General features: G+C 57.8%; 13 protein-coding genes. 1 reads left to right on the forward strand and 12 read right to left on the reverse strand.

Going from position 1 to position 15174, the window contains the following annotated elements; translation table 11 throughout:
• Positions 1-23 precede the first annotated feature (23 nt).
• From prmB to MIH19_RS11665, 8 genes are all read right to left on the reverse strand, one after another.
• Positions 24-926, reverse strand: coding sequence for a 50S ribosomal protein L3 N(5)-glutamine methyltransferase (prmB, locus tag MIH19_RS11630; RefSeq protein WP_249005043.1), 903 nt, complete (start codon positions 924-926; stop codon positions 24-26).
• 79 nt (positions 927-1005) lie between these two features.
• Positions 1006-2262: a patatin-like phospholipase family protein gene (locus MIH19_RS11635; protein WP_249005044.1), complete on the reverse strand. Its 1257-nt coding sequence runs from the start codon at positions 2260-2262 to the stop codon at positions 1006-1008.
• A 4-nt stretch (positions 2263-2266) separates the two neighbouring features.
• Positions 2267-3130, reverse strand: a complete 864-nt coding sequence (locus MIH19_RS11640; RefSeq protein WP_249005045.1) for a DUF4892 domain-containing protein — start codon at positions 3128-3130, stop codon at positions 2267-2269.
• A 68-nt stretch (positions 3131-3198) separates the two neighbouring features.
• A complete protein-coding gene (locus MIH19_RS11645) occupies positions 3199-4119 on the reverse strand; it encodes an alpha/beta hydrolase (RefSeq protein WP_249005046.1) in 921 nt (306 codons plus the stop codon).
• An 8-nt stretch (positions 4120-4127) separates the two neighbouring features.
• A complete protein-coding gene (locus MIH19_RS11650) occupies positions 4128-4478 on the reverse strand; it encodes a PilZ domain-containing protein (RefSeq protein WP_249005047.1) in 351 nt (116 codons plus the stop codon).
• A gap of 147 nt (positions 4479-4625) precedes the next feature.
• Positions 4626-5636: a DNA polymerase III subunit delta' gene (locus MIH19_RS11655; RefSeq protein WP_249008992.1), complete on the reverse strand. Its 1011-nt coding sequence runs from the start codon at positions 5634-5636 to the stop codon at positions 4626-4628.
• Between the two features lie 53 nt (positions 5637-5689).
• A complete protein-coding gene (locus tag MIH19_RS11660) occupies positions 5690-7822 on the reverse strand; it encodes a DUF3488 and transglutaminase-like domain-containing protein (RefSeq protein WP_249005048.1) in 2133 nt (710 codons plus the stop codon).
• The gene (locus MIH19_RS11665; protein WP_249005049.1) at positions 7819-8865 is read right to left on the reverse strand and encodes a DUF58 domain-containing protein; all 1047 of its coding nucleotides are present in this window, start codon (positions 8863-8865) and stop codon (positions 7819-7821) included. The genes MIH19_RS11660 and MIH19_RS11665 overlap by 4 nt, the downstream gene beginning before the upstream one ends.
• 104 nt (positions 8866-8969) lie before the next feature.
• On the opposite strand from MIH19_RS11665, the gene pabB reads away from it, so the two are divergent.
• Entirely contained in the window at positions 8970-10379 is a 1410-nt protein-coding gene (pabB, locus tag MIH19_RS11670) for an aminodeoxychorismate synthase component I (RefSeq protein ID WP_249005050.1), read from the forward strand.
• A gap of 71 nt (positions 10380-10450) precedes the next feature.
• Here pabB and thrH read toward each other — a convergent pair whose 3' ends face one another.
• The 4 genes from thrH to MIH19_RS11690 form a co-directional block, all read right to left on the reverse strand.
• On the reverse strand, positions 10451-11065 hold the full coding sequence (thrH, locus tag MIH19_RS11675) for a bifunctional phosphoserine phosphatase/homoserine phosphotransferase ThrH (protein WP_249005051.1): 615 nt from the start codon (positions 11063-11065) through the stop codon (positions 10451-10453).
• A 120-nt stretch (positions 11066-11185) separates the two neighbouring features.
• On the reverse strand, positions 11186-12163 hold the full coding sequence (cysB, locus tag MIH19_RS11680; protein ID WP_249005052.1) for an HTH-type transcriptional regulator CysB: 978 nt from the start codon (positions 12161-12163) through the stop codon (positions 11186-11188).
• A gap of 143 nt (positions 12164-12306) precedes the next feature.
• Positions 12307-14436, reverse strand: a complete 2130-nt coding sequence (gene dinG, locus MIH19_RS11685; RefSeq protein WP_249005053.1) for an ATP-dependent DNA helicase DinG — start codon at positions 14434-14436, stop codon at positions 12307-12309.
• Positions 14436-15173: a general secretion pathway protein GspB gene (locus MIH19_RS11690; protein WP_249005054.1), complete on the reverse strand. Its 738-nt coding sequence runs from the start codon at positions 15171-15173 to the stop codon at positions 14436-14438. Before MIH19_RS11690 ends, dinG begins: the two co-directional genes overlap by 1 nt.
• Between the last annotated feature and the right edge of the window lies 1 nt (position 15174).

Here is a 15174-nt window from a genome sequence, read left to right on the forward strand (position 1 = left end):
ATAAAAAGGGTATAAAGACCTTATCAGCTATTCGCCAGGTATTTACGCAAGTCTTTAGCCGCAATGGCAAGCACCCCGTCGCCGCCGTTTTCAAACTCCAGCCAGGTCAGAGGCAGCTGAGGATAAGCCGAATCCAGCTCTGGCCAGCTGTTGCCGACTTCCACAATCAGCAGACCGTTGTCGGTCAGCCGATCGGCGGCTCCGGCCAATATGCGATGGGCAATCTCCAGGCCGTCTTCACCGGCCGCCAGGCCCAATACCGGCTCATGACCGAACTCCGCAGGCATGCTGGCCAAGTCCCGTGCATTCACATAGGGCGGATTGCTCAGAATCACATCGTAACGTTCATTCAGATTGCTGAACACATCCGATTGCACGGTGCGCACCCGCTCGCCCAGTTGATGCAAAGCAATATTGGAATCGGCCACCGCCAGCGCGTCGGTGGAAATATCCGCCAGGTCAACCTCGGCGCTTCCAAACACCGTAGCAGCCGCTATACCAATGCAGCCGCTGCCGGTGCACAAATCCAGAATACGCTCCACATACACATCGCCCAGCCAGGGCTGCAAGCCATTTTCCAGCAGTTCTGCCAGCGGTGAACGCGGCACCAGCACCCGTGGGTCTACGTTAAATGGCAGCCCCATAAACCAGGCCTCGCCCAACAGATAGGCCAGCGGAACCTGCTCCTCTACCCGGCGCTCTATGCGCTCAATAATCAGCTCGCGCTCTTCGCGCACCAGGCGCGCATCCAAAAACAGGTTATTGTTTTCCAGCGGCAAATGCAGGCTGCGCATAACCAGCTGTACCGCCTCGTCCCAAACGTTGTCGGTGCCATGGCCAAAGTACAACGGCGACTTGGCAAAACGGGAACAGGCGTAGCGCAAAAAGTCGCGTACGGTGGCCAAATCATCAACGGGGCTGGTCACGGCAAAAGAATCCTGTCTGAACGGAAAATGGGCTAACACTATACGTGTTTTGGCTGTCTTGCGCGCGGCCTAAACCGGCCTAAACCGCCAGCGGGCCTGAGCTGCTGTGGTCTTGCTCGTAGCGGTCCAAAGCGGCTGACATGCGCTCACGCCCCAGCTGAATCAGTTCTGGCGCTTTGTGAAAATCGTAACTGCGGCATACGTTTTTCGGAATATTCACCAACAGGTCAGGCGGGTAGCCGGCAATTTTGTACTGCACCAGCACGCTCTGCATGGTTTCAATGGCCAGGTTCATCACCTCGAACTTGCCAATACCCAGCTTTTCCCAGTTAATGGTCTGACCTTCGTCCTGAGCTTTGCTGGTACTTGTCGGCCCGGGTGATTTCGGGCTTTGTACCGCTTCTTCTCCGGCCTGCTTGCGCTGTTTTTTGGCATTCTGCTTTTGCACTTCGCGGCTGATTTTATCTTCCGCAGGCTCACCGTCGACTTTGCCGCCAGCTAACCCTTTCAACGTGTCCCAGTCAAACCAGCGCGACGCTTTTTCGCGCATGGCGCCCATCCACTCTTCACTGTCGTCATCGTCGTCGAGGCTGGTAAACGCCGCATCCAACAGGCGCTGGCTGCGGTCTTCTTCACCCGCCAGGTTCACCGCAACAATCAGGTCGGCGTGGGCCGAAATGGTCGGAATGATCGGCAGCGGGTTCAGGGTAGCGCCGTCAACCAGCACCCGGCCATTCAGCACCAGCGGCGTCACTACACCGGGAATGGCCACCGACGCGCGTATGGCCTGGTCCAACGGGCCTTCCTGAAACCAGATTTCTTTGTGGCCCAGAAGGTCTGTGGCTACCGACGTAAACGCAATAGGCAGGTCTTCTATGCGCGTATCGCCTAGGATGTCGCTTACGATAGAGAAGATTTTCTCACCGCGAATAGCGCCCACCGCGCTAAAAGTTACGTCAAGCAGCCTGAGCACATCAAACTGCCCTAATCCCGTTACCCAGTCTTTGTATTGCTGCAGCTTTCCCGCGGCGTACATGCCGCCCACCAAGGCTCCCATAGAGCAACCGGATATCGCAATAATTTCATAGCCGCGCTCGTTAAGCACTTCAATGGCGCCAATATGGGCATAACCGCGGGCACCGCCGCTGCCCAGGGCGAGCGCTACGGTAGCGCGCTTTTGCCGAGACGCCGGCTTTTTGTCTTTGCCGGTTTCCGGCGCACCGGCAGAAGCCAGGCCGCCGCTTTCAACCACCATGGAACTGCTGCTCACAGCGGTTTTGGCGGGACCTGCCGCCAGGCTTTTGACAGCAGCCCTTTCATCGACTTTAGATGTCATGACATCACCTTGAAATCACAACAATTTCCACACGATTGCCTTTGCGCTTCGGATCAGACTGCACAATGCTGGGGCCGACCACCAATAATTGCTGGCGCTCCAAAGGAACGCCGGTCTGCGCCAGTATCTGTGACATGGATTCACCCGCCGTGCGTGCACGCGCCATGGAATCTTCCAACGGCTCACTGCCTTCCAGTTCCGAATAAACAATCAGCATGACCGTTGCGCCGTCGGCATTGGCCCAGTCCCGTAACATGCGGCGGTCCCGTGACTGCCAGTCAAAACCGACAGTAAAGCCACTCTGCCAGGCCACGGTTAAAGGCCCGCGAATGCGATTTTCCAGAGACCCCAGGCCCGGCACAACGGCGCCCTGGCCCACTTCAAAATGCTCTACCCATACGTATTCGCTCAAATTACCGCGGGTAACCGTGTACACCAGAGTCAGCCAACGCTGGCCGTCTTCACTGATAGTGCCCGCCACCAGGTAATCCTGTGCAGTGTCGCGGCCAAGCAGCATGGATTTGTTAAAAATCTGATTGGCCCACACGTTGCTTCGACCGCAACGCACACCCGAGCATTCGAACAATATGTTAGCGCCAGAATCCAGCAGCGCCTGGCGATAGTGATTCAGCGCACCCACCCGACTGGCGTCGGTGTTAATGCGATACAGCAGGCTGTTGCCGGATACCGGCAGCCGCGCCATCACATCGGAACGAATTTCACTGTTGATCTCCCGCACCGGGCTGAACAAAACAAGATGCCCGCCCGACTCCAACGGCCGGGTTTCTTCCAGCTCTGACAAGGGAAACGGCTCTGGAGCTGTCTCCGGAAATGCCGCCAGTGCCTGTTTGCTGGCAACAGCTAGCATCGCTCCCAGTGTTAACGCAGCTCCAATAACAAAATTTTTCGCACATCGACCATGCAACACAGCATCACCTATTGATTCAAAAATCGTTTAACAGCCTCGGTCACCGGACGGGTATCGCCATCCAGATGACAGTGGTGGCCGCCGGGAACATTAACCTGCTGAAAATCTTTAATCACTTGGGCGCGGACGTCGGTTGTGTCGGCGTTGTCTGCCAACAACCCGGATTGCGCCCGTACAAATAACGTTGGCGTGCTCAGCGCCGCCAAAGACGCCAGCACCTGTTGTTCTGACAGCGTCAGCGCCGAGGGGTGCCGCAACCGCGCATCGGTGCGCCACAACCAGCCGCTTTCCACTTTTTGCATATTACGAGGTATAAGGGCCAGAGCAGCTTCCGGGCTCAAAGGACTCAGGCCGCCAGCCCGTACCTTCGCCGCTGTTGCCAGGTCCGGATACAACGCCGGCTTGCCAGAGCCCGCAAGGCGTTTGCTAATGGAACGGCGCAACTGGGGAATCACTTCGTGTTCGTGGCGGCTGAGCGCGCCCAGGCTGTCAATCAGCACCAGTTTGCGCACCCGCTCGGGGAATGCCGCAGTGTAAAGCGCCGCAACAATGCCTCCAAGGGAGTGCCCAACCAGGTCCAACGGAGTCTTGTCAGCATCAAAGTGAAGCTCGATCAGTTCGGCAAGATCCGCTACGTAATCCATCAACACATAATGTTGCCCCGGCGGGCGATGGCCGGAATGGCCGTGGCCTGCAAAATCAAACGCGTACACGTCGCCAAGACGGGTCAGCTCCGGTGCCAGATGGGTAAATGTATCGCTGTTATCAAGCCAGCCGTGCAGCAACAACATTGGCCGCAGGTTCGCGGCTTCGGGCTGCGCAGACCAGCTCAAACCCGCCAGCGTGATGTGTTCCAGTGGCCAGAGAGCTTCCCGCCCGGCGGCAAATTCTGTGCCTGTATCCGCCAATGCGGCAGCAACTTCGGTCATCGGATACCTCAGAGTGTATGGGTGGGGCGGTCAGAACTCAGCGAACCCGCCAAATACGACTCGATTTTGGTTCTCGCCAATTCAGCGTCGTCATTAAACTGTACGCCAATACCGGCCGCGCGGTTCCCTTGTGCGCCTTTTGGTGTAATCCAGATAACCTTGCCAGACACCGGCAACTTCTCCGGTTCGTCCATCAGGTTGAGCAGCAAAAACACCTCGTCACCAAGCTGGTACTGCTTTTGGGTGGGAATAAACAGGCCACCCTGGCGGATATAAGGCATATACGCAGCGTAGAGCACTGCTTTGTCTTTAATGGTCAGGGTTAATATGCCACTGCGATTTCCGACTCCGGACCCCATAACAAATACCTTATCTGTGGTGTGTCAATAAATGCATCAATAAACGTTTCGGCAAACGCATCAATAAATATCGGTTAATCATAACAGTAGCGAGACCGATGCGGGTATTTGCCGGCTCTTCAATCAACATTGGCCGGCGCGGCTATCTCAGCCGGCACGCTGGCGTTTTGGCATCAGTTGCTGCCACGCCAGCAGCAGCCGGCTGGCTTCCAGCTCCGGGCTGGCATTGTATACAACGGCTTCACGCCCTTCACGCACCGCGTCCAGCAATTCATGGGCGCGCCAGGGCGGATTGCAGCCGGCCAAGAAGCGCAGCATATCCGCCGCTTCATGGTGCGCCGGCTCACCTCCGGCGCTCAGGCGGGCCAGGTCTGCCGCCCAGCCTTCAAACAGCCACAGGGTTTCATCCAGCCCCAGGGCTTTGAAGGCTTTGGCCGCATCGGCCAGGGTCGTCTGGTTTTTCATAAAGTCGCGAAAACCGCAAAAGGCCGCGTCGTGCAACGCTATAAAGCCGCTGTTCAGATAATCCAAAGCCAGCCTCGGGGCATTGCCAGCCAACATTAACGCTTTCGCCACGGAAGTGCTGTCCGGCTGCTTTTCAGGTGGTAGCAGGGCCAGTTGGCCCACCAGCCAGCGTTCGGCGTCAGCTGCCACGGGTACTGGCAACGTATGAGTCTGGCAGCGCGAGCGAATTGTTGGCAGCAGGGGCCGACCGCTTTCCTGCAACAGCAGCAGCACGGTATCGCCGCTGGGTTCTTCCAGGGTTTTGAGCAAGGCGTTGGCGGCGTTGATATTAAGCTGGTCGGCGCGATCAATAATCGCGATTTTACGATGACCGACCTGAGGTGACGCAGAGGCAAAGTTAATCAATTCCCTGATTTGAACAATGCGCACCACGCGCGATTTTTCAGGGGCGTATATCCGCACATCGGGATGACTGCCGGCACGTTTCAACTCGCACTGTTTGCAGTGGCCACAGGCTTGTGGCATTCCCTGTGGGCCGGTTTGCAGCTGATCACACAGCAACAAACCGGCAACCGCATCGGCCCACGCACGCTTACCAACACCGCGCTCGCCATTAATAATCAGTGCGTGGGGCAGCCGCGACTCCGTCAGCTGTTTCTGCACGCTGTGCCAGGCTTTTGCCAGCCAGGGCATATCGGTCGCAATATCGGTGCCTTGGTGTATCAATCCTTTGCCTCGCTGCTCGCTTAGAATGATTCGCTCGATTGAGCGGGAGACCTGCCTGAACCCGCGCCCGCCTGCCGGCGCTGCCGTTTCATACGGGCCAGCAAGCGCCGCAGAAGGCGGATATCCGACACCGGCTGCGCAACTGCATCAACCGTTTGGCGACTGTATTGGCGACTATAGTAATGAGTATTGACCACACCGGCAAAAACTCTGGCAGAATCCGCCAGCGCCGGTTCCGCCCGTGCCAGCCGTTCAGCCAGTCCCAGGGGCGTTTCACCCCGGCGTACGGGTACACCAACACCCTCGCAAAACCTTTGCCAACGCTGAAGTTGACGCGCCACACCGGTATGGCGACCGCCCTGCCGGCCGCGCCAGGCACTGATCAACCCGGCGAACAGCAGTGCGGCCGCCACAGTGCCGGCGCTAATATAGCCCAGGTCGCGCATGGTAAGGCCACCGGGCAAGCGCGACAGCAGGTCCATCTGGCTCTGGCCCTGATACCCCACCACCCAGCGCTGCCATTGATAATTGACGCGGTCCAGCTGCAGGCTGGCCCAAGTCAACAGTGGCAAGTTGCCGTATTTTTGCGGCGACAACCAGCTGTTTTCCAGAAATGAACCTTCCTCGGCCATCGCCTCACGCAGGCCAGATTCGATGCGCGACGGCGCAATCGCTGCGGTCGGGTCAAGCCGAATCCAACCCGCACCCTCAAACCAGCCCTCTACCCAGGCGTGGGCGTCGTACTGGCGCACAATCAGGTATTCGTCTCCTGCTCCGGATTCGCCGCCCTGATACCCGACAACTATTCGCGCCGGAATACCCGCCGAACGCAGCACAAAGGCCATAGCGCCGGCGTAGTGGGCACAAAACCCCCGCTTCACATCGAACAATAAGGCATCAATGCCGTCATCGGGCATGGCCGGCGGCCGCAGGGTATAAAAATAGGGCTGCTCGCGGAAACGCTGTAGCAGCGCAGCAGCTACCCCACGGTCGTCATAACGGCTGCGCAGTTCGTCCGCTAAAGCCCGGGCCCGAGGGTTGCCGCTGGCAGGTAGCTGCAACAGGTTTCGGCGCTGCGCCGGTGACAGTTGAGCGTCAGAATCAGCAGGAGGCGTTTGCAAGGCCAAGCGATAACGCACGCTTGTGTCCGCGGGGCGGCGGAAGCGGAACAGATCCTCGTCTGTTTCTTCAATATTGGGCGATGCCGCCACCGAATCCTCCAGCGCGAACGCCCAACTCTGATCGGTGGGTTCCAGCAATATTTCGTATTGGTTTGCATCCAAAGGTCCGGAAACGCCTTCGATTTCAACCCGCCCCAAGCGCTGAAAGGCTGGCTGTGCAGACTGTTTCCAGGTTGCGCCGTCGAGATAATCCAGCGTCAGGCCGCGCCAATAGCGTTGCGCCTGAGGTGGTGTCTGCCCGCCGAAGCTCACACGAAACGCACGCTCGCTGCTCTGGGCCAGGCTGGAAATGTCCCCCGGGGTCATCTGATCGCTGATGCCGCTGCGGGCCTGGCCCGACACCAACGGTACGCTCCACAGCGGCGCCATGCGCGGAAAAAACACAAACAGCACAATCACCACCGGCAGCATTTTCAGCAGCAAGCCACCCAGGCGGCGACCACCAGAGCGCACACCCGCGGGCAACTCAGGAGCGTTCAGCACCTGCAAACCCAGCAGCAATAACACCACCGCGGTAAAATTAAACAGGGTCCAGTGTATGGCCTGATGAAACAGAAAATTCACCGCGGCCATGTACAACAAAATGAAAAACAGCACGTAAAAATCACGGGCGCTGCGGGTTTCAAGCCACTTAAGCGCCACGCACAGCACAAAAAACGACGCGGCAGTGTCTACCGTGAACTGGCTTTTTACGGTCGCCACGTAAAATCCGCCAAACACCAACACCAGCCCCGTTCGCCACCATCGGCCAGGTAAGCGTACACGGCCCAGGCGCGCCAGCCAGCGCCAGCCCATCAGCGCAACACACACCACCAAAAGCCAGGTCGGCAGTCGGTCCCATTGCGGCACCAGCAACAGTGTAAAAGCTGCCACCAGCCACAACAGCGCCTTGCCAGGCAGTTGCACGGTTGGCACTTGAACGCCTGAACCGAGGGTTGGCGACAGTTGCTTGTTACGTCGGCGGAGGGTCATTGCGGGCTCCCGTTGCTGGCGACATCCAGCGACTCCGGGTCGGCGCTAGTGGGTTTCAAACGACTGCCAAAGCGGCGGGGCTGGGGGTCGCGGGGCTTCTCTAGCCCCCACACCGCCAGCGCGCGCTGGCAGCGCAATGCGTGGGCAGCGCCGCTGTCTGGTTCGATCAACTGCCCTGGCAAACTCAGCCCGTAGCGCACATCCAAACGTTGGCGGTCATCCACCAGAAACGCTAAATAACTTAAACGCATTTCACTGTTTGCGCCTATAAACGATTGAAAATCCAACCATTGTGGATTTCCAGCCTGCCCTTGCCAGTCTGCCACCACCAGCTTTCCGGTACGGGCAAAGCGTTTCCACAACACGCGCTGGCTGGAATCGCCCTCGCGCCAGGACCGTAAATCGGCGCTGTCTGAACCGGCCTGAACACTGGCCACCGCCTCGCTTTCGCCGTTCTCGGCTGTGGCGCGCAGTTCGGGCGCCGTGATGGGTTTTGCGAAAGCCAGGCCGGCTGACACCGGCCGCAACCAGGACCAGGCTTTCAACAGCCCAAAGGGGTAACGGGTTTCTATTCGAATTCGGTCCGGGCGCACATAACCACGGCGCGGCGCCCAAACCAGCACAGACACATCACGGCTTTGCCCGGCTGGCACACTCACCCACACAGGCAACGAATCTCCACTGCTAACCTGCACCGCAATGGCGTCATCTTTACCCGCGGTCAGGCGCAAGGTAAATGGCATTGTGTCACCGGCAACGGACTCTCCCGCCCGGCTCAGGGCCAGAGTCAAACCGGCCAGGTTACGGTGGGTCTGGTGCATGGCGCCCACAAACACTCCGCCAAGGACAAAGGTCAGCATATAAATCAGGCTATTTTGATAGTTGATGCCGGTTATCAGCATGATCAATAGCAGCGCACCGAACATCACGCCGGCACCGGTAGGCAGAATAAACAGATTTTTCTGGCTGAACGTCTGGCGGTCAGATCTGGGCAGGCGGCGATTCACCCAGCGCTGCCAAAAACCATCGGTTGTCGGTTTCATAGTCGTCATTAATCCAGTATATGTAACAGCCTTTCACGAATCGCCAGCGTATAGACAAATCGCCGAATAAATTTCCCTTAAAAAGAATACGAGAGGTTTTCCCCTTGATAGCGGCTACCCCCATCAGCGCTGATCAATTTGCCAGGCTTCAGGCCCATGCCAGCCAGTGCAGCGACTTTATTTTCCTGGGTGCTCCCGGAACGGAAGCCGGCCGCGGTGAGCGTTTTGGTTTCACCGCACTGGCAACCACGACCGTAGCGCTCGCAGGCAGCGATGTATACGCCGATAAAGCTGCGCTGGCCCGCACCGCGCACTTTATGGAAAACCAGCTAGCGCAGATGAAAAGTCAGCATTCGCAAGTTGACGAGCCGGCGTCGCAAACAACACCCTGGCTGAGCGGCGGCTGGCTGGGTTTCGCCAGTTACGAGTTGGGGTATCGGCATTTGAAAGCTCCGGCGAATATGGCAACAACTACTTCATTCAGTACCGACCGCAATCCATTGCCCGCCATGCAAGCCGGTTTATACCTGTGGATGGCGAGCTGCGATCGGCAAAGTGGACAATATTACCTGTGGATTCATCCGCAGTGCGCCACTGCCACTCGGGCGCAACTGGCGGACTGGCAACAAGAAGATGCAGCTTCGCCCCTGCCCGAACAACACTGGCGCATGACCCAAGCCTTTACGCCACGGCAATCAGCAGCAGATTTCATGGCCGGCGTTGAACGGGTGAAAGAGTATATTCTGGCGGGCGATTGCTATCAGGCCAATTTGTCCCAGCAGTTCAGCGGGCAGTACCGGGGCGATCCCTGGCGCGCCTATCAGGCGCTTGCCAGCGCACACCCTACGCCCTACGGCGCCTTTTTACGGCTCGGCGACCAGGCCATTGTATCGGCCTCGCCGGAGCGTTTTCTTCAGATCAGCGGCGACACCGTGCGCACCAGCCCTATCAAAGGCACACGGCCGCGGGGCGACGATGCCGAGCAGGATCGGGCCCTGGCGCAGGAACTGATGGATTCAGAAAAAGACCGGGCTGAAAATCTGATGATTGTGGATCTGTTGCGTAACGATCTGGGCCTGAACGCGGCCACAGGTTCTGTGCGTGTGGACAAGCTGTTTGCGCTGGAGTCTTATCGCAACGTGCACCATTTGGTCAGCCACATTCGTGCAACGCTGGCGCCCGGCGTATCGCCGCTGCAGGCGTTTTTCGACGCTTTTCCGGGCGGTTCGATTACCGGCGCGCCAAAAATCCGCGCCATGGAAATTATCCAGGAGCTGGAGCCGCACTGGCGTGGACCTTATTGCGGATCAGTATTCCACCGCAACTTTGACGGCCAGCTAGACAGCAGCATTGCCATCCGCACTCTGGTGTGCGACAACGCCGGCGCCATCCATTGCTGGGGCGGCGGCGGCATAGTCACGGATTCAGAGGCCGAAAGCGAATACCAGGAAACCCTGACCAAGGTAAAACCGCTGATGGACTGCCTGGAACGAGAAGGCGGACTATCGATTTGACCTATATAGATTAGAGATATATAGGCCCGCCCTCTTACAACACACGTTCCGGTTCCAGATTTAAACAGCAATTAGGCGCTGTGCACCAAGCTGGCCTTCAGGAATTCCTGTTTTAAATCGTCAAACGTCTGCACCGCCGGGAACTGTGGAAATTCGCTGATCACGTTTTGCGGCGCGTGGAACAAAATACCGGCCTCAGCCTGCGCCAGCATGGTGGTGTCGTTGTAAGAATCGCCGGCGGCAATCACCCGGTAATTCAGCAGCTGAAAAGCACGAACCGACTGGCGCTTGGGGTCACGCTGGCGCAGCAGGTAATCGGTAATTTGACCGTTGTCCGCTACTTCCAGTTTGTGGCACAGCAACGCAGGATGGCCCAACTTGGCCATCAGCGGCATGGCAAACTCGTAGAACGTGTCTGACAGAATCACCACCTGAAAGCGCTCGCGCAGCCAATCCAGAAAATCTGTGGCACCGGGCAGCGGGTCCAGCCCACCAATGACTTCCTGAATTTGCGGCAGACCGTAACCGTGTTGGTCTAACAGCTTCAGGCGCTGCTTCATCAGTACGTTGTAATCAGGAATGTCGCGAGTGGTTGCCTTGAGTTCTTCAATGCCGGTTTTCTCCGCAAACGCAATCCAGATTTCTGGAATCAATACTCCTTCAAGATCAAGGCATGCCAGTTCCACAGTGCTCTCCTGTTTCATCAATAAGGGAAGATTCGGTTGCCATCACAGTGCTGCGCACCCACATCGGTTCGCTATGATAGAAAAAACCGCACGGAATTGCATCGCTCTGCACGCAGCCCGTCAGAGCACGGGTAGCTCCACATTCTCGAACAGCGCTTCAATCTCAGCGCGGTTGCTTTGTTTAGCCACAACCTGATCCACTACGTCGCGGGTCAGGTGGGGAGCAAAGCGCTGAATGAAATCGTACATGTAACCCCGTAAAAAGGTGCCCTTGCGGAAGCCGATGTGAGTAATGCTGCTGTCGAAGAGCTTGCTGGCATCTAGCGCCACCAGGTCAGTGTCTACTTTCGGGTCGTACGCCATGCTGGCAATAATGCCCACGCCAAGCCCCAGGCGCACGTAAGTTTTGATCACGTCGGCGTCGGCGGCGGTAAAGACCACCTTGGGAATCAGGCTTGCGCTTTTGAAGGCTTCATCAAGCCGCGAGCGACCGGTAAAGCCGAACACATAGGTTACCAGGGAATATTCCGCCAGCTTGGCAAGAGTTAGCTCCGGTTCCGCTGCCAACGGGTGGTCTTTCGGCACCACGATGCTGCGATTCCAGCGGTAACAGGGCATCATGATTAGGTCGTTGAACACTTCCATGCCTTCGGTGGCAATGGCGAAATCGGCCGTGCCGGTGGCGGCCATTTCTGAAATCTGGGTGGGCGTACCCTGGTTCATGTGCAAAGACACGTCTGGATAGGCGTCCAGAAACCCACGAATCACCGGCGGCAAGGCGTAACGTGCCTGGGTGTGGGTGGTGGCTATGCTCAAGTCACCGGCACGCTGGTTACTGAATTCCTGGGCAATCTTTTTGATGCCCTCGGCCCGGCGCAAAATTTCGCCGGCTTCGCGCACAATAATTTCGCCGCCCGGGGTAATACGGGTCAGATGTTTGCCGCTGCGGGCAAAAATCTCCAACCCCAGCTCGTCTTCCAGCAGGCGAATCTGCTTGGAAATACCCGGCTGCGACGTAAACAGACTCTGCGCTGTAGCCGACACGTTCAGGTCGTGATGCGCAACCTCCCAGATGTAACGTAGCTGTTGTAATTTCATTAGCTGGGTTGCTCCTTGGACGACCGGCGCACTGGGCCGACTCGCACTCACTGGTTTAAAGGCTGAAGACCAGCATTTTACGCATAAGAAATTTATTTTTCATTCTTTTTTCGAATAATTGAAGCGTTTAATGCAAAGCCCTATCAGCGCTCAATCACCCGCCTGAACGGCGGCAGCGAATCCAGTAGCAGCTGGCCATAGCGCCGCGCCACAATGCGCCGGTCCAAAATCGTCACCCGCCCGGTGTCTTCTTCGGTGCGCAGCAAGCGCCCTACGGCCTGAACCAACTTAATAGACGCTTCCGGCACGGTAATCTCCATAAACGGATTACCACCGCGCTGGGTCACCCACTCCGCCAGGCTGGCATCAATCGGATCATCGGGTACTGAAAACGGCAAACGGGTAATCACCACGTGGTGCAGGTACTTACCCGGCAGGTCTATGCCCTCGGCAAAACTGGCAACCCCAAACAACACGCTGGGCCGGCCTTCATCCACCCGCGCGCAGTGTTGGCGCAGCACTTCGCCTTTGGCCATGTCGTCCTGGGTAATAATCAGCCCGGGGTAGTCACTGGCTAGCGCATCCCTTACCTGGTGCATCTGGCGCCGCGACGTAAACAACACCAGGGTCGCGGTTTCCCCTTGCCACAGCGTAGGCAGGCGTTCAATCAGCTCTTCCAGAAAACCGTCGTCGGTGGGCATGGCCTTCATGGCCGGCACTTCCACCGTAGCCATTTGCTGGTAACGAAACGAGCTGGGCACGACCAGGTAGCGGGCGTCTTCGGGCAACCCCGCACGGGAGCGAAGGCGGTCAAATTTACCCAAAGCCGTTAGCGTAGCGCTGGTTAATACAGAACCGTAGGCCCGCGACCACAGGCGCGTATACAGCAGGTTGTCGGCTAAAACCGGCGAACTGTAAAGGGTGATGTCCTCGGCGTGGTCCCAGCGCTGGCGCACTGTCCAGCGAGCCGGCGGCGGGCTTTTTGTTTCCTCACACCAGGCCGCCCAAAGGCGCAGCTGCTCTTCAGAGCGGCTGTGGAACGAGCCAATCACCGGATACCAGGATTCTGCCGTTTCACGGTCAATATCATGGGTTTTGCGCTCATCAAAGGCACCCTGAAGCTCTTCAGCCAGAGCACCCAGATGGCGCGAAAAATTAGCGCTGGCAATGCGCGCTTCCGCCGCCAGTGCCACCATGGCATCAGGCAGCTGGCCTTCGGGATAGCGCCACTGGGCCGAGCGGCGCTCTTCGTTGAATTCCCAGGTAATATTGTGTTCGCAATATTCGTATACCCGGGTGACCACCAGATCGACCTCCCGCGCGGCTTCGCTGATGCGCTCCAGGGTTTTTGCCCCCTGGGTGCCAGGACTCAGGTACGGCTGCATTTTTACCAGCATCTGCGACAACTGTTTTAGCCAGCTGCGAGTAGAGTTCAGCGAAATAGACGCGGCGAAGTGATTCAGCGCTTTGTCTGGCAGATGGTGGGCTTCGTCAAATATAAACAGGGCGTTTTCCGGCTCTGGCAGTATCGCGCCGCCGCCCAGGGCCAGATCTGCCAGCACCAGGTCATGGTTGGCTACGACTATATCGGCGGCGTCCAGATCTTTGCGGGCTTCAAAAAACGCGCAGCTGTCAAAATAACTGCAGTGGCGGTTGGTGCACTGCCGGTGGTCGGTGGTTACCTGGCGCCAGATATCGTCCGGAATCTGCTCCGGCCAGTGGTCGCGGTCGCCGTCCCACTTGCGCGCGCCGTAACTGGCCAACATTTCCTCGAAAAACGCGCGGGTGCCGGGTTCTTCTTTACCCGGCGCATCCAGCAAAAACAGCGGCATGGTGTCACTGTCGCCGTTGCCTTCGTCGTGCAGACGGCCTTCCAACCGCGACATGCACAAATAGCGGCCGCGGCCTTTGGCCAGGGTCCAGTTGATATCCATCTTGCTGTGCTTTTTCAGGTCTGGCAGGTCTTTCAGAACAATCTGGTCTTGCAGCGCCACCGTGGCGGTAGAAATCACCAGGGTTTTGTTCAGGGCTTTGGCCACCGGAATAGCAGCAATCAGATAGGCCAGGGTTTTACCGGTACCGGTACCGGCCTCCACCACACAGGCCGACGGCGGTGACGTACGCTGGCCATCGTTGTCGGTGATGTCGCCCATATAACGGGCGATTTCGGCAATCATCAGGCGCTGGCCATAACGTGCGCGCACCTGCTTACCCGCCAACATGTCGCGGTAACCCTGCTGAATTTGCTGCTTGGTCTGTTCGCTCAGGGCCATCAGCGCGGGCTCATCCAGTCGCGTACAATACCCAGTCGAAATTGTTGCCCTTGCCTGCTTAACACCACGCCATCCTCAGTAATTTCTTCCACCCGCAAGCCTTGAAAGCTATCGCCCGGCCGCAGATTCTGGTTATTGATCATCACCCTGCGGGCCTGTGGCACCGAGGCAAATATGTGACTGTTTACCATTAAATCCGGCACGCTGCGCTGGAACGACAGCGGTAGCTCAACCAAGTGCGGAACACGCACGCCATCTGCGCTGCTTGCAGACACCTCGGCGCCCGAGGGCACCGGCGGGCCAATCTGGTCCCAACCCTGGTTGTTGCGGTTGCCATCAACCGCACCGCTGTTGCCGTAGCCCGACGGTACAATCACCGTAGGCGATTGAAACTCTGAAGGGAACGCTGATTGAACGTCTAACGGCGGCGGCGCTGGATTCACGTCCACTGCTGCTGAATTCTGCGCGGCCGTTGCCGCCACAGGATTTACAGAAGCTGCAGTCGGCGCCTGTTCAGGCGCACTCATCAGGTTCGCCACTGGGTCGTCTTGATCTGGCCAAAACACATACGCCAATACCCCGGCATTCAGTAACAAACCCGCTGCCAACAGTACCTGAATTGGCCAGTGCCGTTTTGGCGGCCGATGAATAAGCTGCAGCTGGCGCCCCAAATCCGGCACCTTGCCTTGATGGCGCTCGCTCTCCGATTTACGCAGCGCATCTAATATGTAAGACATA

The organism is Marinobacter sp. M1C (assembly GCF_023314135.1).
Classification (GTDB): Bacteria; Pseudomonadota; Gammaproteobacteria; order Pseudomonadales; family Oleiphilaceae; genus Marinobacter.

What these genes read in the sequence shown, in the direction of transcription:
- MIH19_RS11635 (WP_249005044.1), bottom strand. Translation starts at nt 2,262, where the DNA reads ATGACATCTAAAGTCGATGAAAGGGCTGCTGTCAAAAGCCTGGCGGCA.
- MIH19_RS11640 (WP_249005045.1), bottom strand. Translation starts at nt 3,130, where the DNA reads ATGCTAGCTGTTGCCAGCAAACAGGCACTGGCGGCATTTCCGGAGACA.
- MIH19_RS11645 (WP_249005046.1), bottom strand. Translation starts at nt 4,119, where the DNA reads ATGACCGAAGTTGCTGCCGCATTGGCGGATACAGGCACAGAATTTGCC.
- MIH19_RS11650 (WP_249005047.1), bottom strand. Translation starts at nt 4,478, where the DNA reads ATGGGGTCCGGAGTCGGAAATCGCAGTGGCATATTAACCCTGACCATT.
- MIH19_RS11655 (WP_249008992.1), bottom strand. Translation starts at nt 5,636, where the DNA reads ATGCCCTGGCTGGCAAAAGCCTGGCACAGCGTGCAGAAACAGCTGACG.
- MIH19_RS11660 (WP_249005048.1), bottom strand. Translation starts at nt 7,822, where the DNA reads ATGACCCTCCGCCGACGTAACAAGCAACTGTCGCCAACCCTCGGTTCA.
- MIH19_RS11665 (WP_249005049.1), bottom strand. Translation starts at nt 8,865, where the DNA reads ATGAAACCGACAACCGATGGTTTTTGGCAGCGCTGGGTGAATCGCCGC.
- cysB (WP_249005052.1), bottom strand. Translation starts at nt 12,163, where the DNA reads ATGAAATTACAACAGCTACGTTACATCTGGGAGGTTGCGCATCACGAC.
- dinG (WP_249005053.1), bottom strand. Translation starts at nt 14,436, where the DNA reads ATGGCCCTGAGCGAACAGACCAAGCAGCAAATTCAGCAGGGTTACCGC.
- MIH19_RS11690 (WP_249005054.1), bottom strand. Translation starts at nt 15,173, where the DNA reads ATGTCTTACATATTAGATGCGCTGCGTAAATCGGAGAGCGAGCGCCAT.